This window comes from Pantoea sp. AN62 (assembly GCF_050432985.1).
In the GTDB taxonomy this organism is placed as follows: domain Bacteria; phylum Pseudomonadota; class Gammaproteobacteria; order Enterobacterales; family Enterobacteriaceae; genus Pantoea; species Pantoea brenneri.
Genome location: NZ_JBNPYB010000009.1, coordinates 180,105 through 206,262, shown reverse-complemented (window position 1 = coordinate 206,262; position 26,158 = coordinate 180,105). Strand labels below are relative to the sequence as shown.

Sequence of the window (26,158 nt, the reverse complement as noted above, 5' to 3'; positions counted from 1 at the left end):
TACTCGCCACTTCCCTGTGGCTCGCCCTGCGGGTCCGCACGCCAGCGTGCGATGCAAAAATGCTCCCGGCATTTTTGTCCGGGTTCGGGCACCATCTTTAAAGAACCCGCCTCTGGCGGGTTTTTGCATTTCAGCCGCCGACTCATCCTTTCACGCGCTCTTTTTTACGCCGGTCTTGACTGAACAGATTTCACGGCGAAACTAATTTGCCGGCTCGCCTCTATGCTGTATTGCCAGGGCCGCACCGCCTGAAATCCTGTCCAGCCTGCAATTCGCCGCGACTAATCGTGTTTTATAAGCCTCTCTTTACACAATCAGCCGGACAGGCACAATAACCTCTTTTACTCCTCTGTTATGGCTATGTCAGAAGAAGCGCTGCGACTACAGATACTGACCCTGAAAAAGCATAATGCGCGACTGAAGCGTATAGCCCATGACGCCCGTAACAAGCTCAGCGCAGCCCTTGATGGTACTGGCCTCTGCCTGTGGCAACTGGATATCCCCAGCGGCAAGCTGGTGATCTTCAACCGACGCTGGGGCGCGATGCTGGGCTTTCAGCCGAAGGAAACCGACGCCAATTTCGAATCCTGGAAAGAGAGCCTGCATCCCGACGATGCCGCTGAAGTATTAAAAGCGTTTAACGATCATCTCGCCGGAAAAGCGCCCTATTATGAAGCGCTGCATCGGATGATCGCTAAAAATGGCAGTATTACCTGGGTGCTGGATCGGGGACGGGTCAGCGAATGGGATGAACAAGGCCGGCCGCTGAAGGTTACCGGCACCCATATCGACATGACCAAAGAGAAGCAGTATGAGGAACAGCTCGCGCTGCTGGCACTGCACGATCCGCTAACCCTGCTCACCAACCGCCATGCGCTGCAAAATCATTTTCGCGAACTTAAAGCTCAGGGTCCGTTATGCGTCGCGTTTATCGACTTAGATAATTTCAAACACGTTAACGATACCTTAGGTCATCGCAGCGGCGATGAAGTGTTAATCCATCTCAGCCAGCGCTTTATCGACGTCTGTCCGCCAGAGGTGATTATTGGCCGTCCGGGCGGGGATGAATTTGTGCTGCTGATACCGTTTTCGCGGGATAACCCGCAGGTCAGCCAGCTGGCGCACGCCTGTCTGGATGCGGTCCTGACGCCGTTTGATATGGCTAATGGCCATGCAATGATTGGTGCATCGATTGGCGTGGCCCAGGTGCTGAGAAAGGATGATTTTGATTCTGCTCTGGCGCGTGCGGATGAAGCGATGTATCGCATTAAGAAAAACGGTAAGCGCGGCGTGGCATTTGACCCGCTTTATCCCGATCCTGCCTGAATTTCCTTTGCTGTTGGTCAACCCCTGCCCGATCGGATCGTGCTATCCCGTCACTCTGCGGGTCGACACCTGACACCATAGTAACGCTTGCTCAAACCTGCCTTCATCCACTCTTTACTCGCCTGTTTAGTGCGCATTCACACAAAAAAATATTTTTAGTACTAATCTGAGAAAAAACGGTCCACCGTTATACAAACCATTTGTCGCGCTTCGCTTATTTAAAACGCCTTTCCGTCCCGCTTTTCTTCACTTTATTATAATATTTTTCGAATAAACCGGGCTATTTGATCATTTATTGATCAATCTGCTCAGGTTTTATCTGGTTTTAATCGTAACTGACGCTTCGCTTATTTTTTACAAAATTAAAAAGCCTTTTAAACCGCTTTCACGCTTCGCTTAGGTAAATTGATCGTTTGTTGATCATCTTCACTAACTGTTTCATATGACGACGTTATCCCACCGCTTCGCTTATATTCTTTTCAATTGGACTTTTTTTGAAAATGATCGATTAATAGAGTTCGCAATGGCTCTGGGAAGGCCTTTGATTTTCCATGGCACCTTTTTCAGTGGTTATGAAGATTAGTTGCGAAGCTTTATCAGCCAGTAAAGCTAATCGCCATAAATTAACCAAAATCAGGCGGAGTTTTCTATTTTTCCACCTTGATAGACGACATTTTATGGCTACATTTATATTTGCTGAATCGGCCTGATGAAGCATTAACTGTGCTATTTCTATTATTAAATCCAATGAGGAACACAGAATGACTCAATATCGTGGTGGAGCGGGAAATTTTGCTGCGGACAGAGAGCGTGCGGCTGAAGCGGGACGTAAAGGGGGCCAGAAAAGCGGCGGGAACTTTAAGAATGATCCCGAGCGCGCCATTGAGGCGGGTCGGAAAGGAGGCAAGGTAAGTCGCCGGAGCTGAACGTCTTTAACTCTGCTGCAACAGCAGTTACCATCATTTTGCTGGGCAATGTTAAATCTATTTAATTCTCCCGCATGATAATTACTGCCAGCATTATGTCAGCGCTTAATCAATAGCGGTGGCAGAGCAGTCGATTAAACCGGAAGGGGGATTCCCTTCCGGTTTTTTTTATTTTTTGTGCTTTTTAACGGTGAGTTTTAATAACGTGCTGTACCGATTAGCCTGCCGGTTAGATTTGTCTGAGGTTTTTTAGCTGAGCAAATTTATACAAATTAATTTTTATTTGTACAGGTTTTCTATCTTAGCGAAGCCGTAATAACAAAAAACATTAGAGCTCTAACGTATTGCTGTAAAAAGGAAAATGCATTTTACATGCCACTTCTGGCGTAAATTCGTACCGATGCGGCGTGCGATATAAAAAATCTCCGCTAGAATTTTTAAGTGGCAACGATACGACTGGCGTTGCGTTATTTCTTACTTACGCAACTTTTCAATCAATGAGGCTATCTTATGACAGTGAAAACGCTAAACGATCTCTTCATCCATGATTTGTCTGATGTGTACAGCGCTGAGAAACAGATAACTCGTGCATTGCCGAAAATGGCGCGCGCTGCCAGTGATGAAAAACTTATCGCTGCGTTTAATCAGCATCTTGAAGAGACACGTGGCCAAATCGAACGGCTGGACCAGTTAGTGGAAGCCACGCCAGAGGTTAAAATCAAACGAATGAAATGCCATGCGCTTGAAGGTCTGGTTGAAGAAGCGCAGGAAATCATTGATTCAGTAGAGAAGGGCGAAGTTCGCGATCAGGGCTTAATTGGTGCGGCACAAAAAGTTGAGCACTATGAAATTGCTACCTACGGCACCCTGCATGCGCTGGCATTGAAACTGGGTTACACCCAGGCGGCGAAACTGCTGGAACAGACCCTGAATGAAGAGAAACAGACGGATGAGAAGCTCACTTCGGTGGCGGAATCCATTACTGTGTCTTAAGGAGTAGCAAATGACTGCAATCGAAAATTATCATGACTGGCTGCGCGATGCGCACGCCATGGAAAAGCAGGCTGAAAGCATGCTGAGCAAAATGTCTGGTCGTCTGGAGCACTATCCGGCGCTGGAACAACGTCTGGCTCAGCATCTTGACGAGACTAAACATCAGCTCTCGCTGCTGGAGCGGCTGCTTGACACCCACGGCATTGACCACTCCGTGATGAAAGACGTGATGGGCAAGATGGCAGCGACCGGCCAGGCGGTAGGCGGCATGTTCAATTCAGACGAAGTAGTGAAAGGCGCAATCAGCGGCTATGTCTTCGAAAATGCGGAGATCGCCAGCTACACCAGCCTGATTGCGGCGGCTGAGCAGGTCGGTGATGCCGAAGGCGTCAGAGTGCTGACTGAAATTCGTGAGCAGGAAGTGGCGATGGCTGAGTGGCTGCTTCAGCATCTGCCCGAAGTGACGCAGCAGTTCCTGCAGCGTGCAGCACAGCCAGGCGTTGAAGCTAAGAAATAATATTCAACGCGAAAAAAGCCGGGTAATTCCCGGCTTTTTTGTGGCTGATTGTCAGGTAAAGCGGTCAATGTCGGCTGACGCTCAACCATTCCACCCTTGCTGGCTTAATCCGCCATCAGGTGGCCATACATAGTCATCAGACGACGCGTAACGCCGTTGGTCCAGCCAAAACCGTCCTGCAACGGATATTCACCGCCACCACCAGGACGGGCACGATCGCCGCTGATGTCATATTTCTCGACCAGCTTGTGGTGCAGCTGATAGAAATTATTCACGGTATTCAGCCAGTTCACCGCGATCTCACTCGCCAGCGTCTCTTCGCCATAGTTATTCAGGCCGACAATCGCCATCCACTGCATCGGCGCCCAGCCGTTGGGCTTATCCCACTGCTCGCCGCTTTCCACCATAGAGGTCAGCAGACCGCCGTTGCTCAACAGCAGGTGACGCAGCGCAATCGCCTGCAGATGCGCCTGATGCGGCGTGGCTAAGCCGACAAACAGCGGAACCACCGAGGCGGCAGTAAACGCACCGAAGCGCTCACGACGCCAGTCATAGTCACGGAACACACCAGCCGTGCTGTCCCACAGATAGCGGGTAATTGCGCGTTTACGCGCTTCCGCTTTTTTCTGCCAGGCCAGCGCCGTCAGCTCTTCGCCTTTGGCGTGCGACAGCGTCGCAATCATCAGCTCAAGCTTGTAGAGAAACGCGTTAAGGTCGATCGGGATAAACTGGGTTGTCCGGATGCTCGACAGGCGTTTCGGGTTACGCAGCCAGCGTGACGAATAGTCCCAGCCTGATGCCGCACCGGCACGCAGATCGCGATAGACTTCGCTCGCCGGACGTTTAGACTGGCGCGCCGTTTCCACATCCTCGATCCACGACTCATCGCGTGGCGTATCACGGTCATCCCAGTAGCGGTTCAGCAGCGAACCGTTCGGCATCCGCACCACGTGACGATAGGCCTGGTTCGGCATCAGTGAGCCGGCACCGTCCATCCAGAACTGATACTCCTTCATCAGTTGTTCCTGATAACGCTTGGCACCGCGTACGCCATCCTCTTCAAACAGCTCGACCATCAGCGCAAACACCGGCGGCTGAGAACGGCTGAGATAATAGGTGCGGTTGCCGTTTGGCACATGGCCGTAGTTATCAATCAGCCAGGCGAAGTTATCCGCCATATGACGCAGCAGGTCATCACGGCCCGAGTCGGCGAGACCGAGCATGGTGAAGTAGGAGTCCCAGTAATAGGTCTCGCCAAAGCGTCCGCCCGGCACCACGTAAGGTTTCGGCAGCGGCAGCAGAGAAGAGTGCGGCATATGTTGCTGCGGCATTTTGGTCAGAACCGGCCACAGATCATCAATATGCTCGTTCAGCGTTTTATCCGGGTTGGAGACATAAAAGCTTTCATTTACGCCAGGCAGATAAAAGTGATCGGCGACAAAACGCGACAGGTCGAAATCACTGCTGCGTTTCTGACGACGATAGCGCATCAGCACATCCAGCGGATCGTATTTTGGCGAGCAGTCGGGGAAGGTTTTGCTATCCTCGAAAATGCGCGACATCTGAACGTGTTCAAACAGTTCCAGATAACGATCGGCAGGCGTGAGCGCATCCGGAGCCGGTAAGCCTTCAATCAGCTCGGGCTCCGGTTCAGAATCCTGCATGCGATCCAGTTTCAGTTCATGGGGATCGTATTGATACTCAACTTCCGCCCCGGCACGAACCTCTTCAAGTGCATTTAGTTGCTGGCGATAAGTATTAATAGCGGCCTCCTGAGCGGTCGGGGTTGCACAAAGGACAAATTATAGCCCTCTGATGCTGCGGTACAACAATGCAGAATATCTATGAACGTAATAATAATTGTCTATTAATCGGCGTTTTTGCATAAATTCCAGACAATTCAACCAAATATGCGGTTGTTCATAAAAAACGCATTTCAGATGAATCTCTTAGTCAGCAAAAGAAAAAGATTTTGTCTGAAGAAAATCGGCGTTTATTTACAATTTGTAAGAGAAGTGTGGCGCGAAATCAGGTGCAAAAGATGGCATACGCAACGCCAGAATGGCATGAAAACGCGCCTCAGCCGGATGAAAAGGACGGGCCAAAGTGGCCCGCTCAGGGAATAACGGCTTAGCGCTTCGCCAGTGCCGCGCCAATCACATCCTGATAAGGGGTGGTCGGACGCCCAATCAGCTGGCTCAGCTGGTGGGAGTCATCAAACAGCCCGCCTTGCTCTGCGCCCGCATCTGAGTCTGCCAGCATCTCTGCCAGGCCCTCAGGTAACCCTGCCGCTTTGAGAGCTGCGGCAAACTCCTGCTGGGACAGATTGACGTAATCCACTTTCTCACCGCTCTGAGCGGCAATCTCAGCGGCAAACTGCGCCAGGGTGTAGCTGTCGTCACCGGCCAGTTCATACACTTTGCCCGCCTGATTATCCCGGGTCAGCACTTCAGCTGCCGCATCGGCATAATCCTGCCGTGCCGCCGAGGCGATCCGTCCTTCGCCTGCCGCGCCAATAAAGGCATGATGCGCCAGCGCCGGGGCGATACTGGCGGCATAGTTTTCGCTGTACCAGCCGTTACGCAGCAGGGCGAACGGTATGCCGGAAGCCTGCAGCAGCGCTTCGGTTGCGCGATGCTCAACGCCCAGTCCCAGCGGAGAGCGATCGGCGTGCAGCAGGCTGGTGTAAGCAATGAAACTCACACCGGCGGTGCGGGCCGCCTCAATCACCGCTTTATGCTGGGCTTCACGCTGGCCCACTTCACTGCCGGAAATCAGCAGCAGCTTGTCGACGCCGGCAAAAGCGGCTGCCAGCGTCTCAGGCTGGCCGTAATCGGCCTGACGAACCACGACGCCACGCGCAGCGAAATCGGCCGCTTTGGCTGGCGTACGCACGGCGGCGACGATTTCGCCCGCCGGGACTTTTTTCAGCAATGCATCAATCACTAAACGGCCGAGCTGGCCGGTGGCACCGGTTACTGCAAACATGGTATCGCTCCGATTATTTCGCTGTTGGTAAAATCAATCCTGGGCTATAAACTAACTTTTCGTAAGTACTTACAGATGAGTTAGTATGGGGTTTGCAAAGTAAATGACTGAAAAGCTAAGTGAAAAATTTATTAGGGGTGAATTGCTCAATGTGAATTGCCCCTCGCGCGAGGTGCTCAAACGAGTCACCAGCCGCTGGAGCGTCCTGATTCTGCTGGCATTGCAGGATCAGACGCTGCGCTTCAGCGCGCTACGGCGGGTTGTGGGCGGCGTAAGTGAGCGAATGCTGGCGCAGAACCTGCGTCATCTGGAAGAAGATGGTTTCGTGCAGCGCATCGCCTATGATGTGGTCCCCCCCCACGTGGAATATTCTCTGACGCCGCTTGGCCGTGAAGTGAGTGAGCAGGTGGTCGGACTGGCCGACTGGCTGGAGGTCAATCTGAGCCGGATTCTGGCGCAGCGTGAAAAAGCCCAGGCGGGCGGAGAGTAAGTCCGCGCTCAGCAGGCGCAGCGGCTCTGTTTTCCGCCGCACCTTTGCCGCCGCTGACGCCCGCCAGACGCGTGGGTCAGTGCAAATATTTTTCAAACCAGGCCAGAGTTCTTTGCCATGCCAGCTCTGCCGCCGGTTTATCGTAGCGAGGCGTCGAATCGTTGTGGAAACCGTGATTTACGCCGGGATAGAGGCAGGCCTGATAGATCTTCTGGTGTTGCTTAAGCGCCGCCTCATAGGCGGGCCAGCCAGCGTTGATGTTGTTATCCAGCGCCGCATAGTGCAGCAGCAGCGGAGCCTGTATGCGCGGCACATCTTCCGCTTTCGGCTGCCGGCCATAAAAGGGCACCGCGCAGGCCAGTTCCGGAAAAGCCACCGCCGCCGCATTGGCAACGCCGCCGCCATAACAGAAGCCGGTAATCCCCACTTTTCCGCTCGCCTCCGGATGTTCGATTAAAAACGTCAGCGCGGCAAAAAAATCGTTCATCAGCCGGGTCGGATCGACCTTCGCCTGTAAGGCGCGTCCCTCTTCATCATTACCGGGATAGCCACCGACCGAACTCAGGCCATCGGGTGCCAGCGCGATGTAACCCGCTTTAGCGACCCGGCGCGCCACATCTTCAATGTAGGGATTCAGACCGCGATTCTCATGCACCACGACCACCGCTGGCGGCTTGCCTTTGGGGTTGGCTGGCTTTACCAGATAGCCGCGTACTTCACCGTGCCCCTGCGGCGAAGGGTAGTGGATATACGCTGGTTTGATGTCGGGATCGGTAAATTCAACCTGGGTCGCCAGCGCATAGTTGGGGCTGAGCATACCGAGCAGCGTCGCTCCGGTCATACCGCCAATCGCCAGTTTCCCGGCCATCGCAATAAACTCTCGTTTACTGATGCGGCCATGGGCGTAGTAATCGTAAAGCTCAAGCAGTTCCTGCGGAAAATCCTGTGCGGTCAGACGTGCCATAGCAACTCCTTAACCCGGATAAGAGGATGTGTGCCACCTTAACAAAGCACAGCCTGAGCGCGCAGGCAACCTGCGTACAGCTGCCGATTAAAACGGCGGTAACGAAACGGCAGAGGGAAATAACTCACTCAGCCCGCTCACCCTGATTGCCGCTTATTAAACCGCTTCTGCTGCGGTGGGGAACAGAATAACCGTCGGGGATGCGCTGGCTGTTAATTAGGATTAAGGATCCATTCCAATTTATTAACATATGCGCAGCCGGCAAATTGCCCGATTTATGCGGCTTCGCCTGCAATTATAATTGCGCTAATAGACAATCTCAGGCAAAAAAGCAAACAAAGCGGCAGGCAAAAATATCTGTCATTCTAACCCATTAAAAAGTAAGTCTATTTCCCTGGGTTATTGTCAAATTTGACCTTTCCCGGAACAGGGTTTATAAAATAATAACACCGAAAAACAGCAGCTTGAGGGCTATTTTTGGGTAAGGAGGGCCATAGCTGCCGGCTCATTTTGAACTGACAAATACCATAACATTCATGTCACATAACTACGCTGTAATTAACCTTTGCACCTTATTTTTAAATAAGTAATTCCCATGAAAAACAATGATCATAATCAAAAAAGACTGTTATAGTTTTCATTAACCCGATTGTTTCTGTTTCCTCGCTGCGAATAGTTTTAAATTTGCGGCGGGAATTACATTAAGCGCAACGAAATTAGTGCGTCAGGCTTAAGTTGTTAATTATAAGTAAATATGTGGTGTTCTATGTGGCAAAGAGGTAAGCAATGTTCGGATTAGATGCCTTTCATCTGGCGAGGATTCAGTTTGCATTTACTGTTTCCTTCCATATTATCTTTCCCGCCATCACCATCGGCCTCGCCAGTTTCCTGGCAGTGCTTGAAGGGATGTGGCTGAAAACCCGCGATCATACCTATCGCGATCTCTACCATTTCTGGTCGAAAATCTTCGCCGTTAACTTCGGTATGGGCGTGGTATCGGGTCTGGTAATGGCGTATCAGTTCGGCACCAACTGGAGCGGCTTCTCGCAGTTCGCCGGCAGTATCACCGGCCCGCTGCTGACGTACGAGGTCCTGACCGCTTTCTTCCTTGAAGCGGGCTTCCTTGGCGTCATGCTGTTCGGCTGGAATCGCGTCGGTCCCGGACTGCACTTCTTTGCGACCTGCATGGTGGCGCTGGGCACGCTGATCTCTACCTTCTGGATCCTCGCCTCGAACAGCTGGATGCACACACCACAGGGTTACATCATTGAGAACGGTATCGTGGTACCGCAGGACTGGTTTAAGATCGTCTTTAACCCGTCGTTCCCGTACCGGCTGTTCCATATGTCCGTGGCGGCCTTCCTCGCCAGCGCCTTCTTTGTTGGATCGTCAGCAGCCTGGCATTTGCTGAAAGGCAAAAACAACCCGGCAATTCGCAAAATGTTCTCAATGGCGTTGTGGATGGCGCTGATTGTCGCGCCGATTCAGGCGATGATCGGTGATGCGCACGGTCTCAACACCCTGGAACACCAGCCAGCGAAGATTGCGGCGATTGAAGGACACTGGGAAAACCCGCCAGGCGAAGCTACCCCGCTGATTCTGTTTGGTATCCCGGATATGGAGCAGGAGCGCACCAAATATGCGCTGGAAGTGCCTTACCTCGGCAGCCTGATTCTGACCCACAGCCTGGATAAGCAGGTCCCGGCGCTCAAGAGTTTCCCGAAAGAGGACCGGCCGAATTCCACCGTGATCTTCTGGTCATTCCGCGTAATGGTGGCGATGGGGCTGCTGATGATTACTCTCGGCGTGCTTAGTCTGTGGCTGCGTTTCAAAGGGCGTCTGTATGAGTCTCGTCCTTTCCTGTGGTTTGCACTGCTGATGGGTCCTTCAGGTCTGATTGCGATTCTGGCGGGATGGTTTACCACAGAAATCGGCCGTCAGCCGTGGGTGGTGTATGGCGTACAGCGCACCATTGATGCAGTCTCGGCGCATGGCGATCTGCACATGAGCATCAGCCTGCTGGCCTTTATTCTGGTCTACAGCTCGGTGTTCGGCGTCGGTTATCACTACATGATGCGTCTGATTAAGCAGGGACCTGAAACCGGCGAAGGACACATTACTGAGCAGGGTGGTCCGGGCCAGAAGAAAACGCCGGCGCGTCCACTTTCGGCTGCCACATTTAAGGATGGAGACCACTAAGATGATCGATTTTTCAATTATCTGGTTCGCGATTATCGTCTTCGCCACCCTGATGTATATCGTGATGGATGGTTTCGATCTCGGCATCGGCCTGCTGTTCCCGTTCAATAAGGACGCGGGTGAACGCGACATGATGGTGAATACCGTCGCGCCCGTCTGGGATGGTAACGAAACCTGGCTGGTGCTGGGTGGGGCAGGGCTGTATGGCGCGTTCCCGCTGGCCTACTCGGTGATTGCCGATGCGCTGTCGATTCCGCTGACGGCGATGCTGATTGGCCTGATTTTCCGTGGCGTCGCCTTTGAGTTCCGTTTCAAAGCGGTAGAAGGGCACCGGGCATTCTGGGACAAGTCGTTCATTGCCGGTTCGATCATCGCGACCTTCAGCCAGGGTGTGGCCGTGGGCGCAATGCTGGACGGTATCCCGGTCGAAGGACGTCACTTTGCCGGTTCCGCGATGGACTGGCTGGCACCTTTCCCGCTGTTCTGCGGCGTCGGTCTGGTGGTGGCGTATGCGCTGCTGGGCTGTACCTGGCTGATCATGAAAACCGAAGATGAACTGCATCGCAAAATGTCAGCGCTGGCGACGCCGCTGGTGATTGCGCTGCTGGTGATTGTCGGCATCATCAGTCTGTGGACACCGTTTGCACACGCAGATATCGCGCAACGCTGGTTCAGCAAGCCTAACCTGTTCTGGTTCCTGCCGGTTCCGGTGCTGGTACTGCTTTGCTCGTGGGGTATCGTGCGGGCGATTAAACGTCAGGCGCACTATTCGCCGTTCCTGCTGACGCTGGCGCTGATTTTCCTCGGCTTCTCCGGCCTCGGGATCAGTATCTGGCCTAACATCATTCCGCCGTCCGTCACCATCTGGGCCGCCGCGTCACCGCCGCAGAGTCAGGCCTTTATGCTGGTCGGTAGCCTGCTGATCATTCCGATGATCCTTGGCTACACCTTCTGGAGCTACTACGTGTTCCGTGGAAAAATCAAAGCAGACGCAGGATATCATTGATATGAAAACCGAGCTCAGCAGCATGAAAGATCACAATGAGTCCAGGGCTCCGTGGTGGAAACGCGTGATGTGGCTGGTGGTTATCTACGCCGCAAGCGTGCTGGCACTGGGCGTTGTCGCTTCACTGTTCCGCATGATGATGACCGCCGCTGGGATGCGCAGTCACTGATTGTTACAGACTGTCGCCATCTTTACGGCGACGGTGCACAGGTAAGGCTGACTTCGGTCAGCCTTTTTTAATTAGTCACCTAAGCAATTAATGCGAAATCGTCGCCAGGAGACCGCTCCGGTCAGGCCTTTCCTTACAGACGGTCACATTTTTTGTTATCCTTTTGTGACAAATATCACCCTTCAATCCGCGTCGTAAATCGCCATCATGCTCAGTCAGGCCCTTAAGAAACAGCACATTAACGCTCTGGTAGAGTGGATAGAAGCCCATCTGACCGACGACATCAACATCGATCTGATCACCCTCAAATCGGGCTATTCCAAATGGCACATGCAGCGCATGTTCAAGGAGATGACCGGGCAGACGCTGGCCGCTTACACCCGTAAACGACGCCTGACGATGGCGGCGATGGCGCTGCGGTTGACACGAATGCCGCTGATCGACATCGCGGTACGCTTTGGCTTTGATAACCAGCAGAACTTTACCCGGGTGTTTAAAAGCCATTTCTCCCTGACGCCCGGCGCGTTTCGGCGCATTCCTCATCTGCCGGTGAAAAACTTCCATGGCCGGATTCCGGTGCGTTCGCCAATTGAACGCGCAGCGCTGGTTGAGCGGGATGATGATCTGCTTCTGAGTGGCGAGACGCTGGAGTGGGAGTGCCAGTTTGGCGAGTATATTGCCGATCATCAGCATCGGGTGGCCGAGCAGGCGCGGCGGCTGGTGGCGCTGGCCGGCAGTCAGGCCCGGCACGGCTGGCTGGGTTTTCAGTATGGTCCCGGCCACTCATCGGCTGAGCAGCAGAATATCAGCCTGTTTCAGGCGCTGGAGCCGCAGCATGCGGCGCTGCTGGAAGGGCACCGTGAAACCTGGAGCGAGACGCGTGGATTGTATGCGCGGATTGACTGGAGTGGCACGCCCGAGCAACTGACCCGGTTCATTGCGGATATCTACTATCTGCACCTGCCGACGCTGGGCGTGGCGCGTCGCCAGGGCAAAGATCTGCTGCAGCTGGATTTTGCGCTCTGTAAACCCGACTGGCTGAGCGGTGTTTTTTCGATTCCGGTGACTCCAGCCTGAGAGTCAGCACGCTGCGTTAGCCCGATTCGGGCGGCATCAAAGCGACAAATGCATATTCCGTGCGGTAAACCGTGACAAACCGCACGATTTTATAAAATAACTTACCATTCTGGCGTAAAATCCTTCACCGAAACCCTGCTGTGCTCCATTCATCGTGCTTTCCTGGCGGGGCTGAAACAATCATCTGCATTTCTGGCCATTCCTGGCTAAAAACGATAAACGAAGAAAATTATGCGACGCTCAATGTTGTTCCTTATTTCAATGCTTTCGGCATTGCCTATGCTGGCTGCGGCTCAACTGGCAGAACCGTTCTCGCCACCCGCCGGGCTGCACCCGCATTCACAGATCTCTCAGCACGAAATTCTGGGCGACGGCCAGCTGCCGCAGCATAGCCAGAATAATCCTGCCGCATCCGGATTTAACGACACGCTGTAACCGTTCTGCCGGTAATCGAGTGACCGCCCGTTCACAGGCGCGGCGGGCATTACCGGCAGGATAACCCGCCTGTCACCTGCTGTGACGGTGATAGCGCGTCCCGTCGACCTCGCTCCTGTCTATAGCGCCACCAGCCGGTTATCAATTCGGTTTGCTTCTCCTGCCATCGCTGATCTGCACCTGATACTGACTCTCCGCTCTCGCCCGTCATCTGACGGCTGACCAGCCTTTTCGATCCTGACATGGTTGCCTGAAGGCGATTCAGATGCGCAGCCCGGGCGTAAAATATATCTTAATCCCGGTCGATCGCATTTTTCGTCATTGTGTTGAAGATATATCATAGCTAACCTGAGCCACTCAGATGAGAATGATTTTGATTCCATAATTTAGCTGATGCCCTGACGTGACGGGCATTCACCCCGTTTCAGGAGAGATCTTTTGCCAAACCCTAACTCTGATCGCCTTCCTCAGCGCGTCCGTAACGAACTGCGCTTTCGTCATATTCAGGTAGCGAGTAAAACCAACATTGCCGGTAACTTCTGGCGCATCGAATTCAGCGGCAGCGATCTGGCGGGCTTTACTTCGCCGGGCTTTGACGACCACATTAAGGTCTTCTTTCCTGCCACCGCCGGTGAAACGCCGGTACTGCCGCAGATTACTGACCAGGGGATTGTCTGGCCAGACGGTTTGCGTCCGGCGGCCCGTGATTACACGCCGCTGGCCTTTGATGGCGTCTCATCGCTGACGCTCGATTTCTATATTCATCAGCATGGCGTCGCCAGCGACTGGGCGAGCCAGGCGCAGATCGGTGACAGTCTGATCGTCGGTGGCCCGCGCGGCTCGCTGATTGTACCGACCGATTACGCGTTCCAGCTCTATGTCTGCGACGAAACCGGCCTGCCTGCTTTTGCGCGTCGTAAGCAGGATGCCCGCGCCCAACAGTTGCACCTGTTTGCCTATGCCGATCAGGCCACCGGCCGTGATTATTTAACCGATACGGCGGGGGTTAATCTGAACTGGCTCGGCAGCGGCCAGATGCAACTGGCGCAGCTCAGCCAGCTGACCGCCAGGCTGGATCAACTGGCGATACCGTCGGAAGATTACTTCATCTGGCTTACCGGCGAAGGCGAATTTGTTAAGGCGCTGAGCGATTACTTCACCACTCAGCGCGGCGTAAACAGCGACTACGTGCGGGCCGTGGCGTACTGGCACCAGAAGTAAGCGGGTCCGCCGCCTGTGTTGAATTTTGCCAGGTGGCGGACTACCATCAATCTCCTTTTCTTCTCTCCGGGCAGGCAATGAAAGACCATTCAGCATCTTCATCTGGCGATCAACCCACGCGCGCAGGCGGTTGCGGCAGCCGGCGTAAGCGGCGGGAAAAAATGCTGGAGGCGAGTGATATTCGTCTGCTGATGCTCCATTTTCTGGCGCAGAATGCCGCGCACGGCTATGAGCTGATCAAGTCGGTAGAGGAGTTGTCGAAAGGGGAGTATACGCCCAGTCCGGGCATCATTTACCCCAATCTGACGCTGCTGGAAGAGATGGAGGCGATTGAGGTGGTGGATGCGCAGGCCACCCGTAAAGCGTACCGGCTGACTGAGGCTGGTGAGGCGCTGCTGGCGGCCAACCGCGACCCTATTGCCAGCCTGATCGCGCGTTTATCGTCGCTGGCCATTCTGGTCAACAACCGCAGCATTCCGGCGGTAGAACAGGCAATTCACGACCTGAAAATGGCGCTCAATACGCGACTGGCGCAGCAGGATATCTCTGAGGCCGCGCTGCAGACGCTGATCGCGGCGCTGCAGGACGCGGCAGAAAAAATCACCCGCAGCTGAACGTTCTCCCTGGCGGGTTGCCAGCGGGCAACTTAGCTCACTTCAGACTTGTGCTTATCAATGTGACCCAGCGTACGATCCGGGAAACAGATGTCACGCACCCGCTGCTTCAGGCTGGTGGCGTCAGGGAAGCCGCCATCCCGTTTACGCTCCCACAGCAGATGTTCATCAAGGGTAATCTCAAAGATGCCGCCGGTGCCCGGCCTGAGCGTCACTTCCGCCAGATCGTCAGCGAAGGTGTGCAGCAGTTCCTGTGCCATCCACGCTGAACGCATCAGCCAGTTGCATTGCATACAGTAGTGGATAACGACCACAGGTTTTTGTGCCATAACTCTATTCCTTTAACGTATTGATAAATTACCGGTTAATTGTAGTTAACAAACTGTGCGCTGCAAGATAGAGTTAAATGTAAATAAGATTGATAATGATTAGCAATTGCATTAAATTCCGGATCATAATTTATAGTCAGAAATAAGTCCGATTTTACGGCTTTTGTGCCAGGCCGTTTTGATGATGCCAGTAAGCAAGTGAGCGAATACTAACAATTAATCAGGTAATTCGCGCCCATGTCACTACTTTTTCAGGGATTGACGCAACAGCGTCTGTTTAAACTGGCATTACTTGCCTCTGCCATCCACGCCACCTGCAGTTATGCCGCGCAGAGTGAATCTGCTCTGCTGGCGCGCACCGATAACAGCCAAAGCCCGTCCGAAACGGTGATGACGGTTACGGCGCCCGAAATTAAAAAACAGGCGGGCAGCAAAACCAGCCTGTCGGCGGCCGATCTGCAACAGCGTGGGGCCACCGATTTTGGCTCAATCATGCGTTATGAGCCGCTGATCAGCGCCACCGGCTCGCAGGGCGGATCGTCAGCCGGCAAGAGCGGCTTTGATCGCGCGGGCTATACCGGCTACAACATTCGCGGACTGGAAAGTAACCGGGTCGGGCTGGATGTGGATGGCATCCCGTTACCCCAGGCTACCGGTCGCAGTTACGTCGGACGTGCCGGGCTGGACAGTTTTGGCATTGGCCGGGACTACATCGACCCTTATCTGTTTGGCCGCATCGACATTGAAAAGGGCGCTACTGCGGTGGATCAGCCCAACACCTCGATTGGCGGCAATGTCTCGTTCCGCAACAAATCCCCCGACGATTACCTGCGTCCCGGCAAATCGACCTATTTTGGCTACCAGAGCGACTACGATTCCGCCAGCCGCAGCTGGCATAACGGCCTTACCGCCGCGGCAGGCGACGATGAGCTGCGCGGTATCTTTGTCTACAGCCGCCGCGACGGCCAGCAAACCCGCAATAACAGCGGCACGCTGGATGCGTATCCTGCTAACTGGCACTCCGACGCCTTTATGAGTTCCGGTATCTGGCAGCCCAACGATGCGCATCAGCTGAGCGCCACCCTCGACTACTACCACAAAACCAATCACAGCCATTACGACAGCTGGGATACTTCAGGCAATACGGTCTGGGGTACCGCACAGCAGCAGAGCGATACGCGCCGCTGGGGCATCAGCCTTGCTGATGAATACACCCCTTACAATGAGATCATCGACAGCCTGACCAGCCGTATTTACTGGCAACAAACTGAGGCGCACGACAATACCCTGATGCCGTCGAGCGCCACCGCCTGGCAAAACGTCTATTCCGATTACAACAGTGACACCTACGGAATCGACACCCGGGCGACCAAAACCCTGGGACGTCATGAGCTGAGTGGCGGACTGAATGCGCGGCAGGTGGATACCGAGCGGCCGTTCCGTCAGTCGCCGGCCCCCAGTGTTTATAGTGTCATCATGCAGCCGCAGGCCAACAGTCGCAGCTATACGCTGGGCGGCTACCTGCAGGACAAAATCAATTTTGATGCTGACGGACATAAAGCGGCGCTGATCCCCGGGGTGCGGGTGGCATACCAGAACACCAAACCGCGTGATGTCGGAACGCTGACCACCAACAGCAGCGTACTCGATGCCAGTGAAGTCTCCGCGCTGTACGGTTCGGCCAACACCGATACTCAGGTGTTACCGTCGATCGCCTTCCAGTACGATCTCACGCCTGGCCTGATGACCTATCTGCAATATACCCGCGGGGCGCAGTTCCCCAATGATACCCAGCTGTATGGCTCATGGAACCTCGGCTCCAGCTATGCTGGTACCGCGCAGTACGCGCTGATTGGTAACCCGGATTTAAAAACCGAGACCAGCAATAACTATGAGTGGGGCGTGAAAGGCCAGCTGACCGACGGTATTACGATTAATGCCGCGGCGTTTTATAACGACTACAAAAACTTTATCGCCTTTACCCGCTACAGCCGCGCGGCAAATCCGGGTAAGTTCGTTAATGTCCCCAGCAACATCTACACCACTTACCAGGCGGAGAACCGCGATAAAGCCTATATCTACGGCGCGGAAATCAGCAGCAAAGTGAACTTCGGCAGCTGGTTCCAGCAGGTGGATGGCCTGAGCGCCAGGCTGGCGTTTGGCTACACCCAGGGGGCGGCAAAGTCGAGCTACCTCGGCGACCGCTATATCGACCTGGAGAGTGTGGCCCCGATGAAAGCGATTGTCGGACTGGCCTGGGATGATGATGCGCGCGGCTACGGCGCGGCCGTCACCGCCACCTTCGTCAAAGGCAAACAGGCCAGCGCCACCAACCGTAACAGCTATGCCAATAGCGGCGGCAGCCTGACCGGATCCAGCACCGACTACATGCGGGTACCCGGTTACGGCATGGTGGACATGACGGCTTACTGGCGGATGACGCCACAGGTCAGGCTGAGCGGCGGGCTATATAACATCACCGATCGTAAATACCGGGATTACCTCAGCAGCCGTGAACTGACCAGTGCCACCCAGCAGGAACGCAACGATCAGGCGCTGGCGGTGATGCCGGGCCGTACTTTCCAGTTGGGCGTTAACGTCGATTTCTGATCACTGATGCCCGGTGCTGACGCCGGGCATCATCATGGGAGCACATCATTATGAATTCTGTTTATCAGCACTATCTCGCCCTGAAAGGCGAACAACCGAAAAAATATGCCCGTGACCTGGCGGCGTTGATCGGTATCAGCGAAGCGGCGCTGTGCGAGGCGCGAATCGGGATGGATGCCCGGCGGCTGAAGTGCGACTTTCCGGCACTGCTGAAAGCGCTGGAGTCGGTCGGCCAGACCAAAAGCATTACCCGTAACGCCTATGCCGTCCATGAACAGCTCGGCGAGTACAAAAACCTGCAGCTCGGTGCCCATGCTGGGCTGGTGCTGAACCCGCGTGCACTGGATCAGCGTCTGTTTGTCGCCCAGTGGCGAAGCGCGTTTGCCCTGCAGGAGCAAACCGCACAGGGCGAACGGCACAGTATTCAGATTTTCGATCGCCACGGTGATGCGGTACTGAAGATCTATGCGACCGATCAGACCGACCAGGCGGCGTGGCAGGCGTTGATCGCCACGTTTACCGAAGCCAGTGCGGCACCGCTGCAGGTGGAACCGGTCGCTACCGTCGCTCTTAACCCTGCGATCGATGCCGCTGCCGTCGATCGCGAATGGCGCGCCATGACCGATGTACATCAGTTTTTCAGCCTGCTCAGGCGGCATAACCTGTCGCGCCAGCAGGCGTTCCGCGCCGCCGGTGACGATCTGGCCTGGCAGACCAGCAACGATGCGCTGGCGCGTCTGTTGCAGATGGCGCAGCAGGCAGGTAACGAAATTATGATTTTTGTCGGTAACCGGGGCTGCACCCAGATTTTCACCGGCGCGATCGACAGGCTGGTGCCGATGGAAAACTGGCTCAACGTCTTTAATCCTCACTTCACCCTGCATCTGATGGCGGACCAGATCAGCGAAAGCTGGATCACCCGCAAACCGAGTGGCGATGGTTTTGTCACCAGCCTGGAACTGTTTGCTGCCGACGGCACGCAGATCGCCCAGTTGTACGGGCAGCGTAGTGAAGGCACGCCGGAACAGAAACGCTGGCGCGAGCAGATCGAGGCCCTGCGCGCGGCGGGAGCAATGGCATGAAATGGCTGACTCTGCTGGGCCTGCTGCTGGTGCTGCCTTCGCTGGCGGCGGAGCGGGTGGTATCGATTGGCGGTGACGTCACCCAGATTATCTATGCGCTGGATGCCCAGCAGCAGCTGGTGGCGCGCGACAGCACCAGTCTGCGCCCGGCGCTGGCCACCCGGCTGCCGGATGTCGGCTACATGCGCCAGCTCAATGCCGAAGGGATTCTGGCGCTTAAACCGACGCTGGTGATCGCCAGTGCGCAGGCTAAGCCGTCGCTGGTATTGCAACAGATTGCCCAGGCCGGGGTACGGGTTGTCACGGTCAGCGGCGAGAACAGCCTGCAGGCGATCCCGCAAAAAATTATCACTATCGGCCAGGCTCTCGGCCATCAGAGCGAGGCGCAGGCGCTGGCACAGCAGGTAACGCAGCAAATCAGCCAGCTGCCACAGCAGACGCTGCCGGTGAAGGTGCTCTACATTATGGCCAACAGCGGCATGAAATCGATGGCGGCGGGTAAGCAGACCGCTGCTGATAGCGCCATCCGCAGCGCCGGGCTGGAGAATGCGATGGGCAGCGTGCCGCACTATCAGGCGCTGTCGCAGGAAGGGGTGATCGCTGCCGCGCCGGACCTGGTGGTGGTGGGTGAAGAGGGGTTGCAAACCATTGGCGGCGAACAGCGTTTGTGGCAGCTGCCCGGCCTGGCGCTGACGCCAGCCGGTCAGCAGCATCGTTTACTGGTGATCGATACCCAGGCGCTGCTGGGCTTTGGTCTGGATACGCCGCGGGCCATCGTCCGGTTACGTCAGGCTGCGGAATCTCTGATGCATGAACGGTAATACGCTGCGCGGGCTGGCGCTGATGACCATTATGCTGCTGGTATCCATGGTGCTGGCGGCCAACCTTGGCGCGATGTCCCTGTCGCTGCGCGCCCTGTGGCAGGCACCGCTCAGCGATATGATCTGGCAAATCTGGCTGAATATCCGCCTGCCGCGCGTACTGCTGGCGGTGCTGATCGGCATGGCGCTGGCGGTGTCGGGCGCAGTGATGCAGGGCGTGTTTCGTAATCCGCTGGCCGATCCGGGTCTGCTCGGCATCAGCAGCGGTGCCGGTCTGGCGGTGGCGCTGGCAATCATTGTCCCGCTGGCCCTGCCGCCGTCGCTGGCGCTGTGGCTGCCGATGATCGCCGCGTTTATCGGCAGCCTGCTGGTGACGCTACTGATCTTCAGTTTCAGCCGGCTGGCGCGCGGCAACCTGTCGCGGCTGCTGCTGGTGGGCATCGCCATTAATGCGCTGTGTGGGGCGGCGGTCGGCGTGCTGTCGTGGCTGAGCAACGATCAGCAACTGCGCCAGCTATCGCTGTGGGGAATGGGCAGCCTGAGCCAGGCGCAATGGCCGGCGCTGCTGATTTGCGCGGTGCTGATTTTACCGGCGCTGCTGCTGTTACAGACCGGGGCGCGCCAGCTGAATCTGCTGCAGGCGGGGGAAGAAGATGCCCATTACATGGGCGTTGATGTGAAACGCACTCAGCACCAGTTACTGATCCTCAGCGCGCTGCTGGTCGGCACCGCGGTTTCGGTCAGCGGGGTGATCGGCTTTGTCGGCTTAGTGGTGCCACACGTGATGCGTTTTTGTCTTGGCAGCGATCATCGCTGGCTGCTGCCCGGCTCGGCGCTGGCCGGGGCGATCCTGCTGCTGCTGGCCGATACCCTGGCGCGCACGGTGGTGGTGCCGGCGGAGATGCCGGTCGGCCTGCTCACCAGCCTGATTGGCGGGCCGTGGTTTCTCTGGCTGATCCTGCGTCAACAGCGAGGCATCGAATGAACGAGTTACTGCAGGCCACGGATCTCTGTTTATTCCGCGACGGCAAGGCGATTATCGATCGGCTCGACGTGACGCTGACGGCCGGTGAGATGGTGGCGCTGATAGGCCCTAACGGTGCCGGTAAATCGACATTGCTGCGCCTGCTGACAGGCTTTCTGCCGCCCGATCGGGGGGAATGTCGTCTGGGTGCGGCCCGGCTGGCGGACTGGTCTCGCCATCAGCTGGCACGCCGCCGGGCAGTGATGCGTCAGCAAACCCAGCTGACCTTTTCTCAGTCCGCCGAATCGGTGGTGGCGATGGGACGCGCGCCCTGGCCGGATACCGGCAGTCGACAGATTGTGGCTGAGGTCATGCAGCTGACCGGCTGTGATTCGCTGGCACAGCGCGACTACCGCCAGCTTTCCGGCGGCGAGCAGCAGCGGGTGCAACTGGCGCGGGTGCTGGCACAGCTATGGCAGGATGGCGCGCCGCGCGGCTGGCTGTTTCTGGATGAACCGACCTCGGCGCTGGATCTCTTCTGGCAGCAGCAGACGCTGCGTTTATTGCGACAGCTCACCCGTGGCGGTGAGCTTAGCGTCTGCGCCGTGCTACACGATCTGAACCAGGCGGCGTTATGGGCCGATCGCATCCTGCTGCTGCACGCCGGCAGGCTGGTGGCGCAGGGTACGCCGCAGGCGGTGATGACGGAAGCGACGCTGACCCGCTGGTATCAGGCCGAGTTGCAGGTCACGCAGGGGGCGGGCGGGCAGCCGCATATTCAGCTGCGGGTTTAGGCCGTTTCGCTTTTAAAACATTGTGTTGCGAAGTTATGTCTTGCCAGTTTTGCGCCATACTTGTGTTCCTTGGTGAGTTATTAAGGAGACAATAATGGCGCAATCATTAGACCAAACCGCTAAACAACTGGGTGAAATTTTACTCTCTTCCGGACTTCATCTTGCCACTGCCGAATCCTGTACCGCCGGATTGATCAGCATGACGCTGGCGGCGGTGGAGAACAGCGGCAACTTTTATACCAGTGGCTTTGTCACCTACAGCGAGAATGCCAAAATCCGCCTGCTGGGTGTCCGCCCCTCGACGCTGGAGCAGCACACGGCGGTCAGTGAACAGACGGTGCGGGAGATGGCGCAGGGTGCCTGTGCGCGCTCCGGCGAGCCGGTCGGGCTGTCGATCAGCGGCTATGCCGGGCCTGATGGCGGAGAAGATGGTACGCCGGCGGGCACCATCTGGTTTGGCTGGGTATTGCCGAACGGCCGCGACTACGCCGAGTGCCATCAGTTCAGTGGCGATCCCAAATCGGTGATGGAGCAGGGTGCGCAGTTCGCGCTGGAAGGCCTGATTAAACGGCTTCAGCTGCCGGTGGAATAAAGGCGCAATGCTGCGCCTTATCCGGCAGGGGTAATTGCCTTAGCGACAGTCGACGATCAGACGGCCACGAACTTTGCCATCCAGCAGGTCCTGAGCCCCCTGGCGGGCTTCGCTTAAGGGGATCACCTGCGTCAGCTGGCTCAGCAGATCGCTATCGAGCAATTCCCCGAGCCGTTGCCAGGCTTGCTGGCGCTGCGGGATCGGACACATCACACTGTCCACGCCAGCCAGCGTGACGCCGCGTAAGATAAACGGTGCAACGCTGGTCGGCAGATCCAGTCCCTGCGCCATTCCACAGGCGGCGACCGCACCGTCACGCTGGGTCGCGGCCAGCACGTTGGCCAGGGTGTGGCTGCCGACGCTGTCTACCGCTGCCGCCCAGCGCTCTTTCATTAACGGCTTACCGGGCTGGGAGAGTTCGTTGCGGTCAATAACCGAAGCTGCACCCAGCGTATCAAGCAGATAAGCGTGGTCGCTGGCGCGCCCACTGGAGGCCACCACCTGATAGCCGAGGCGGGCCAGCAGGCTGACGCTAAAGCTACCGACGCCGCCGCTGGCACCGGTCACCAGCACCGGACCGCGATCTGGCGTAATGCCCTGTTTTTCCAGCGCCATCACACACAGCATCGCGGTCAGGCCTGCGGTGCCAATCGCCATGGTTTGCAGCGGGCTGAGCGTGGCGGGCACTTCCACCAGCCAGTCGCCGGTCACACTGGCTTTCTGCGCCAGGCCACCCCACTGTTTTTCGCCCACGCCCCAGCCGGTGAGCAGGGCGACGTCGTCCTGTTGCCAGTCGGGATGGCGGCTGGCGGTAACCCGTCCAACAAAGTCGATACCCGGAACCATCGGAAACTGACGCACGATCGGACCTTTATTGCAGATCGCCAGCGCATCTTTATAGTTCAGGGATGAGTAACTGACGTCGAGAGTGACATCGTGGTCGGGCAGTTGAGATTCGGGAAGATCTTTCAGCAGAGAACGGTAACCCTGTTCGTCATTTTCAATGACCAGTGCCTTGAACATGCAGCCTCCGGCAAAATAGGAAAGAGGGGAATAAGTTTACGCCTGGTGGCGTGATTACGGTAGGGACTGGGTCGCTAACGGCTGGCCGCGCCGCTCTCCCCGCCTGCAACGTCGAACTGATTAGCGAAAGAGGTATGCATAAATCAGCATATAATTCAGTTAATTAGTCGAATATTTCAGGTTTATTATTATTTAAGTCAATTAAAACAGTGGCTTGCGATTTTAATGGTTTGACTAATTAATTGCTTTCTGCGGCTTGTTCGCGCCAAAAAAAGATGACATCATGACCGCCACTTTTTTGCACCCGCTTATCGCTTTCAGAGGACGTTGCCATGTCCGGTTCACCGCGCACTCGCTCTGGTTACCGTTCGTTTTTTCCGGCTTACGCCCGATTATTCTCCGCTCCGCCGATCACGTTCTGCATCACCATGCGGTGAGGCCAGTCTGGCGCTGGCTGCTGGCTATCGGTAAAGATGTCGTATTACCGATCACCGGTGGCTGAAAGCGGCCGCATGCCCCTGTTTGACATTATCCGCCGGGGAGATCTCCCCATTGCTGTGCCTCTGGCACTCACGCCCTGACGTTAGGGATTTGCCTTATGACTCCACTGAAAATTGCTGCCAGCGCCGCGGTGGCGCCCAATCTGACTCTTAACACTGCGCGCGACGTGGTGACACTGGATAACACTGACTTTACCGATGTGGCGGCGGTGGTCGTCTCACTGGCAGATACCCGCAGTGGCGTACTCGCCCTGTTGCGCCACACCGGCTTTAATCTGCCGGTATTTGTGGCTAACGCGTTTGAAGAAGAGGTGATGCATCTGCCTGGCGTCAGCGGTGAACTGAACGGTGAACCGCAGGATTGGATCGCATTGGAAGCCGCCGCGCAGGCGTATGAAGCGGCTCTGCTGCCGCCGTTTTTCGAGACGCTGACCCGCTATGTGGATATGCAGAACAGCACCTTTGCCTGTCCGGGGCATCAGGGCGGGGCATTCTTCAAAAAGCATCCGGCGGGCAAACAGTTCTATGATTTTTATGGCGAGAACCTTTTCCGTTCTGATATGTGCAATGCCGACGTCAAACTGGGCGACCTGCTGATTCACGAAGGATCGGCTAAAGATGCGCAGAAGTACGCGGCAAAGGTGTTTAACGCCGATAAAACCTACTTCGTGCTTAACGGCACCTCCAGCGCCAATAAAGTGGTGACCAACGCGCTGCTGACGCGCGGCGATTTGGTGCTGTTTGACCGCAATAATCACAAATCGAATCATCACGGTGCACTGATTCAGGCGGGTGCTACGCCGGTTTATCTTGAAGCCGCGCGTAATCCTTTCGGCTTTATCGGCGGCATTGACGCGCACTGCTTCGATGAGGCTTATCTGCGCGAGCAGATTGGCAAGGTGGCCCCGCAGCGTGCCGCGGAAGCGCGTCCTTTCCGACTGGCGATTATCCAGCTGGGCACCTATGACGGCACGGTTTATAACGCGCGTCAGGTGGTGGATCGCATCGGGCATCTGTGTGATTACATCCTGTTCGATTCCGCCTGGCTCGGCTATGAGCAGTTTATTCCGCTGATGGAAGGGTGTTCGCCGCTGACCCTGACGCTGACTGAAAACGATCCCGGCATTTTTGTCACCCAGTCAGTGCATAAGCAGCTGGCGGGCTTTTCGCAAACCTCGCAGATCCATAAAAAAGATAACCACATCCGCGGTCAGCGACGCTTTTGCCCGCATAAACGCCTGAATAACGCCTTTATGCTGCACGCCTCAACCAGTCCGTTCTATCCGCTGTTCGCCGCGCTGGACATCAACGCCCGCATGCATCAGGGCGAGGCGGGACGGCGGATGTGGGATGAGTGCGTTACGCTGGGGATCGAGGCGCGAAAAGCGATCCTTGAGCGGTGTGAGATGATCCTGCCGTTTGTGCCGGAAACGGTCGATGGGCAACCCTGGCAGGCGGCCCCAACTGAGACGATCGCCCGCGATCTGCGCTATTTCAGCTTTGAACCGCAGGCCAACTGGCACGGTTTTGCGGGTTATGCCCGCGATCAGTATCGCGTTGATCCCTGCAAGCTGCTGCTGACCACGCCGGGCATTGATGCGGCGAGCGGTGACTATGCCGGATTCGGGATCCCCGCCACCATTCTGGCGAACTATCTGCGTGAAAACGGGATCGTGCCGGAGAAGTGCGATCTTAATTCGATTCTGTTCCTGCTAACGCCGGCCGAAAGCCCGGAGAAAATGGCCAATCTGGTGGCGATGCTGGCGCAGTTCGAACAGCACGTTAAAGAGGATGCGCCGCTGGCTGAAGTGCTGCCGACGATTTACCGCAAAAATGCTCAACGTTATGCCGGCTATACCCTACGTCGGCTGTGTCAGGAGATGCACGATCTTTATGTCAGCCATGATGTGAAGAGCCTGCAACGAATGATGTTCCGCGAAGCGGGTCTGCCGCCGGTGGCGGTGAATCCTCAGGATGCACATCAGGCGTATATTCGTGGCGAGGTTGAACTGGTGCCGATCGCTGAAGCCGAAGGGCGTGTCGCTGCGGAAGGCGCATTGCCTTATCCACCGGGCGTGCTCTGCGTGGTGCCGGGTGAAGTGTGGGGCGGGGCGGTGCAGCGCTACTTCCTGGCGCTGGAAGAGGGCGTTAATTTACTGCCAGGCTTCTCGCCGGAACTGCAGGGCGTTTATACCGAGGAGGACGCCGCGGGGCGCAAGTATCTGGTGGCTAATATGATGGTGGGCCGCTGATCTGAGCGTGGGCAGAGGCGGGTAGCGGCCCGCCGGGCCCTGGGTTCGCTGCGCAGGGCTATGAGAGGTTTTCGCCTGGCGGCGGTGTACGCTTTGCAGCGAGCTGACACTTAATGGATTTTCGCCCGCCGGGCCCTGGGTTCGCTGCGCGAACGGGCTATGAGAGGTTTTCGTTCGCCTGGTAAGCCGGGCTGTTTCAGATTCGCCGCTGCCGGCGACCGACAAGGGGCCGCCAGTCGCCGCGCCCCCTTGACCCCGGGCTCCGG

Annotated in this window: 25 protein-coding genes; 20 read left to right on the top strand and 5 right to left on the bottom strand. The window is 56.2% G+C overall.

The features are described from left to right. The first annotated feature begins 360 nt into the window (after positions 1 to 360). The 4 genes from FHW04_RS12755 (at position 361) to FHW04_RS12740 (ending at position 3,762) form a co-directional block, all read left to right on the top strand. Positions 361 to 1,326, top strand: a complete 966-nt coding sequence (locus FHW04_RS12755) for a sensor domain-containing diguanylate cyclase (RefSeq protein WP_031377081.1) — start codon at positions 361 to 363, stop codon at positions 1,324 to 1,326. A 761-nt stretch (positions 1,327 to 2,087) separates the two neighbouring features. After that, positions 2,088 to 2,252, top strand: a complete 165-nt coding sequence (locus FHW04_RS12750) for a general stress protein (protein WP_031377082.1) — start codon at positions 2,088 to 2,090, stop codon at positions 2,250 to 2,252. Between the two features lie 510 nt (positions 2,253 to 2,762). Beyond that, entirely contained in the window at positions 2,763 to 3,245 is a 483-nt protein-coding gene (locus FHW04_RS12745; protein WP_031377083.1) for a ferritin-like domain-containing protein, read from the top strand. 10 nt (positions 3,246 to 3,255) lie between these two features. After that, the gene (locus FHW04_RS12740; protein ID WP_031377084.1) at positions 3,256 to 3,762 is read left to right on the top strand and encodes a ferritin-like domain-containing protein; all 507 of its coding nucleotides are present in this window, start codon (positions 3,256 to 3,258) and stop codon (positions 3,760 to 3,762) included. Between the two features lie 104 nt (positions 3,763 to 3,866). Here the strand turns inward: FHW04_RS12740 and FHW04_RS12735 are convergent, their stop codons facing one another. Together FHW04_RS12735 and FHW04_RS12730 are read right to left on the bottom strand one after the other, a co-directional pair. Further along, positions 3,867 to 5,525, bottom strand: a complete 1,659-nt coding sequence (locus FHW04_RS12735; protein ID WP_046289239.1) for an alpha,alpha-trehalase — start codon at positions 5,523 to 5,525, stop codon at positions 3,867 to 3,869. A gap of 367 nt (positions 5,526 to 5,892) precedes the next feature. Further along, positions 5,893 to 6,750 carry an SDR family oxidoreductase gene (locus FHW04_RS12730; RefSeq protein WP_031377806.1) on the bottom strand — a complete coding sequence of 286 codons (858 nt, stop codon included), beginning with the start codon at positions 6,748 to 6,750 and terminating at the stop codon, positions 5,893 to 5,895. 103 nt (positions 6,751 to 6,853) lie between these two features. Here FHW04_RS12730 and FHW04_RS12725 point away from each other — a divergent pair, with 103 nt between their 5' ends. Beyond that, complete coding sequence (locus FHW04_RS12725; RefSeq protein WP_094106353.1) at positions 6,854 to 7,240, top strand: winged helix-turn-helix transcriptional regulator; 387 nt, start codon at positions 6,854 to 6,856, stop codon at positions 7,238 to 7,240. Between the two features lie 76 nt (positions 7,241 to 7,316). On the opposite strand, the gene yghX is transcribed toward FHW04_RS12725, so the two are convergent. Beyond that, complete coding sequence (gene yghX, locus FHW04_RS12720; RefSeq protein WP_031377808.1) at positions 7,317 to 8,204, bottom strand: YghX family hydrolase; 888 nt, start codon at positions 8,202 to 8,204, stop codon at positions 7,317 to 7,319. A 786-nt stretch (positions 8,205 to 8,990) separates the two neighbouring features. Here yghX and FHW04_RS12715 point away from each other — a divergent pair. The 7 genes from FHW04_RS12715 to FHW04_RS12685 all read left to right on the top strand — a co-directional run bounded on the left by FHW04_RS12715 (position 8,991) and on the right by FHW04_RS12685 (position 14,925). Further along, positions 8,991 to 10,403: a cytochrome ubiquinol oxidase subunit I gene (locus FHW04_RS12715; RefSeq protein WP_031377809.1), complete on the top strand. Its 1,413-nt coding sequence runs from the start codon at positions 8,991 to 8,993 to the stop codon at positions 10,401 to 10,403. Between the two features lies 1 nt (position 10,404). Continuing rightward, positions 10,405 to 11,409 (top strand): cytochrome d ubiquinol oxidase subunit II, encoded by a 1,005-nt coding sequence (gene cydB, locus FHW04_RS12710; RefSeq protein ID WP_031377810.1) that lies wholly within the window; start codon positions 10,405 to 10,407, stop codon positions 11,407 to 11,409. Position 11,410: 1 nt separating this feature from the next. Then, complete coding sequence (locus FHW04_RS12705) at positions 11,411 to 11,578, top strand: DUF2474 domain-containing protein (protein ID WP_069728837.1); 168 nt, start codon at positions 11,411 to 11,413, stop codon at positions 11,576 to 11,578. A 207-nt stretch (positions 11,579 to 11,785) separates the two neighbouring features. After that, positions 11,786 to 12,655 carry a helix-turn-helix domain-containing protein gene (locus tag FHW04_RS12700; protein ID WP_089561940.1) on the top strand — a complete coding sequence of 290 codons (870 nt, stop codon included), beginning with the start codon at positions 11,786 to 11,788 and terminating at the stop codon, positions 12,653 to 12,655. A 231-nt stretch (positions 12,656 to 12,886) separates the two neighbouring features. After that, positions 12,887 to 13,090 (top strand): hypothetical protein, encoded by a 204-nt coding sequence (locus FHW04_RS12695; protein WP_031377275.1) that lies wholly within the window; start codon positions 12,887 to 12,889, stop codon positions 13,088 to 13,090. Between the two features lie 438 nt (positions 13,091 to 13,528). Then, on the top strand, positions 13,529 to 14,311 hold the full coding sequence (locus FHW04_RS12690) for a siderophore-interacting protein (protein ID WP_031377276.1): 783 nt from the start codon (positions 13,529 to 13,531) through the stop codon (positions 14,309 to 14,311). A 77-nt stretch (positions 14,312 to 14,388) separates the two neighbouring features. After that, positions 14,389 to 14,925 carry a PadR family transcriptional regulator gene (locus FHW04_RS12685; RefSeq protein WP_031377277.1) on the top strand — a complete coding sequence of 179 codons (537 nt, stop codon included), beginning with the start codon at positions 14,389 to 14,391 and terminating at the stop codon, positions 14,923 to 14,925. A gap of 32 nt (positions 14,926 to 14,957) precedes the next feature. On the opposite strand, the gene FHW04_RS12680 is transcribed toward FHW04_RS12685, so the two are convergent. Continuing rightward, the gene (locus tag FHW04_RS12680; RefSeq protein ID WP_031377278.1) at positions 14,958 to 15,254 is read right to left on the bottom strand and encodes a SelT/SelW/SelH family protein; all 297 of its coding nucleotides are present in this window, start codon (positions 15,252 to 15,254) and stop codon (positions 14,958 to 14,960) included. Between the two features lie 237 nt (positions 15,255 to 15,491). Here FHW04_RS12680 and FHW04_RS12675 point away from each other — a divergent pair, with 237 nt between their 5' ends. From FHW04_RS12675 to FHW04_RS12650, 6 genes are all read left to right on the top strand, one after another. Then, complete coding sequence (locus FHW04_RS12675; RefSeq protein ID WP_089561939.1) at positions 15,492 to 17,864, top strand: TonB-dependent receptor domain-containing protein; 2,373 nt, start codon at positions 15,492 to 15,494, stop codon at positions 17,862 to 17,864. A 50-nt stretch (positions 17,865 to 17,914) separates the two neighbouring features. Further along, positions 17,915 to 18,946 carry a hemin-degrading factor gene (locus FHW04_RS12670; RefSeq protein WP_031377280.1) on the top strand — a complete coding sequence of 344 codons (1,032 nt, stop codon included), beginning with the start codon at positions 17,915 to 17,917 and terminating at the stop codon, positions 18,944 to 18,946. Next, on the top strand, positions 18,943 to 19,767 hold the full coding sequence (locus FHW04_RS12665; RefSeq protein ID WP_089561938.1) for a heme/hemin ABC transporter substrate-binding protein: 825 nt from the start codon (positions 18,943 to 18,945) through the stop codon (positions 19,765 to 19,767). Before FHW04_RS12670 ends, FHW04_RS12665 begins: the two co-directional genes overlap by 4 nt. Beyond that, positions 19,757 to 20,752, top strand: a complete 996-nt coding sequence (locus FHW04_RS12660; RefSeq protein WP_046289237.1) for a FecCD family ABC transporter permease — start codon at positions 19,757 to 19,759, stop codon at positions 20,750 to 20,752. The genes FHW04_RS12665 and FHW04_RS12660 overlap by 11 nt, the downstream gene beginning before the upstream one ends. Further along, on the top strand, positions 20,749 to 21,525 hold the full coding sequence (locus FHW04_RS12655) for a heme ABC transporter ATP-binding protein (protein ID WP_046289236.1): 777 nt from the start codon (positions 20,749 to 20,751) through the stop codon (positions 21,523 to 21,525). Before FHW04_RS12660 ends, FHW04_RS12655 begins: the two co-directional genes overlap by 4 nt. 94 nt (positions 21,526 to 21,619) lie before the next feature. After that, complete coding sequence (locus tag FHW04_RS12650) at positions 21,620 to 22,117, top strand: CinA family protein (protein ID WP_046289235.1); 498 nt, start codon at positions 21,620 to 21,622, stop codon at positions 22,115 to 22,117. A 39-nt stretch (positions 22,118 to 22,156) separates the two neighbouring features. On the opposite strand, the gene FHW04_RS12645 is transcribed toward FHW04_RS12650, so the two are convergent. After that, on the bottom strand, positions 22,157 to 23,140 hold the full coding sequence (locus tag FHW04_RS12645; protein WP_031378043.1) for an MDR family oxidoreductase: 984 nt from the start codon (positions 23,138 to 23,140) through the stop codon (positions 22,157 to 22,159). Between the two features lie 283 nt (positions 23,141 to 23,423). On the opposite strand from FHW04_RS12645, the gene FHW04_RS12640 reads away from it, so the two are divergent. Both FHW04_RS12640 and FHW04_RS12635 read left to right on the top strand, forming a co-directional pair. Next, positions 23,424 to 23,642 (top strand): hypothetical protein, encoded by a 219-nt coding sequence (locus tag FHW04_RS12640; RefSeq protein ID WP_089561937.1) that lies wholly within the window; start codon positions 23,424 to 23,426, stop codon positions 23,640 to 23,642. 96 nt (positions 23,643 to 23,738) lie between these two features. Beyond that, complete coding sequence (locus FHW04_RS12635; RefSeq protein ID WP_089561936.1) at positions 23,739 to 25,892, top strand: ornithine decarboxylase; 2,154 nt, start codon at positions 23,739 to 23,741, stop codon at positions 25,890 to 25,892. Positions 25,893 to 26,158: the final 266 nt, after the last annotated feature.

Bases quoted from the DNA above. Each gene is read 5' to 3' on its own strand.
- FHW04_RS12645 (WP_031378043.1), bottom strand. From the start codon at position 23,140: ATGTTCAAGGCACTGGTCATTGAAAATGACGAACAGGGTTACCGTTCT.
- yghX (WP_031377808.1), bottom strand. From the start codon at position 8,204: ATGGCACGTCTGACCGCACAGGATTTTCCGCAGGAACTGCTTGAGCTT.
- FHW04_RS12660 (WP_046289237.1), top strand. From the start codon at position 19,757: ATGAACGGTAATACGCTGCGCGGGCTGGCGCTGATGACCATTATGCTG.
- FHW04_RS12665 (WP_089561938.1), top strand. From the start codon at position 18,943: ATGAAATGGCTGACTCTGCTGGGCCTGCTGCTGGTGCTGCCTTCGCTG.
- FHW04_RS12725 (WP_094106353.1), top strand. From the start codon at position 6,854: ATGACTGAAAAGCTAAGTGAAAAATTTATTAGGGGTGAATTGCTCAAT.
- FHW04_RS12650 (WP_046289235.1), top strand. From the start codon at position 21,620: ATGGCGCAATCATTAGACCAAACCGCTAAACAACTGGGTGAAATTTTA.
- FHW04_RS12740 (WP_031377084.1), top strand. From the start codon at position 3,256: ATGACTGCAATCGAAAATTATCATGACTGGCTGCGCGATGCGCACGCC.
- FHW04_RS12670 (WP_031377280.1), top strand. From the start codon at position 17,915: ATGAATTCTGTTTATCAGCACTATCTCGCCCTGAAAGGCGAACAACCG.
- FHW04_RS12640 (WP_089561937.1), top strand. From the start codon at position 23,424: ATGACCGCCACTTTTTTGCACCCGCTTATCGCTTTCAGAGGACGTTGC.
- FHW04_RS12750 (WP_031377082.1), top strand. From the start codon at position 2,088: ATGACTCAATATCGTGGTGGAGCGGGAAATTTTGCTGCGGACAGAGAG.
- FHW04_RS12680 (WP_031377278.1), bottom strand. From the start codon at position 15,254: ATGGCACAAAAACCTGTGGTCGTTATCCACTACTGTATGCAATGCAAC.
- FHW04_RS12730 (WP_031377806.1), bottom strand. From the start codon at position 6,750: ATGTTTGCAGTAACCGGTGCCACCGGCCAGCTCGGCCGTTTAGTGATT.
- FHW04_RS12695 (WP_031377275.1), top strand. From the start codon at position 12,887: ATGCGACGCTCAATGTTGTTCCTTATTTCAATGCTTTCGGCATTGCCT.
- FHW04_RS12655 (WP_046289236.1), top strand. From the start codon at position 20,749: ATGAACGAGTTACTGCAGGCCACGGATCTCTGTTTATTCCGCGACGGC.
- FHW04_RS12675 (WP_089561939.1), top strand. From the start codon at position 15,492: ATGTCACTACTTTTTCAGGGATTGACGCAACAGCGTCTGTTTAAACTG.
- FHW04_RS12685 (WP_031377277.1), top strand. From the start codon at position 14,389: ATGAAAGACCATTCAGCATCTTCATCTGGCGATCAACCCACGCGCGCA.
- cydB (WP_031377810.1), top strand. From the start codon at position 10,405: ATGATCGATTTTTCAATTATCTGGTTCGCGATTATCGTCTTCGCCACC.
- FHW04_RS12700 (WP_089561940.1), top strand. From the start codon at position 11,786: ATGCTCAGTCAGGCCCTTAAGAAACAGCACATTAACGCTCTGGTAGAG.
- FHW04_RS12705 (WP_069728837.1), top strand. From the start codon at position 11,411: ATGAAAACCGAGCTCAGCAGCATGAAAGATCACAATGAGTCCAGGGCT.
- FHW04_RS12745 (WP_031377083.1), top strand. From the start codon at position 2,763: ATGACAGTGAAAACGCTAAACGATCTCTTCATCCATGATTTGTCTGAT.
- FHW04_RS12635 (WP_089561936.1), top strand. From the start codon at position 23,739: ATGACTCCACTGAAAATTGCTGCCAGCGCCGCGGTGGCGCCCAATCTG.
- FHW04_RS12715 (WP_031377809.1), top strand. From the start codon at position 8,991: ATGTTCGGATTAGATGCCTTTCATCTGGCGAGGATTCAGTTTGCATTT.
- FHW04_RS12755 (WP_031377081.1), top strand. From the start codon at position 361: ATGTCAGAAGAAGCGCTGCGACTACAGATACTGACCCTGAAAAAGCAT.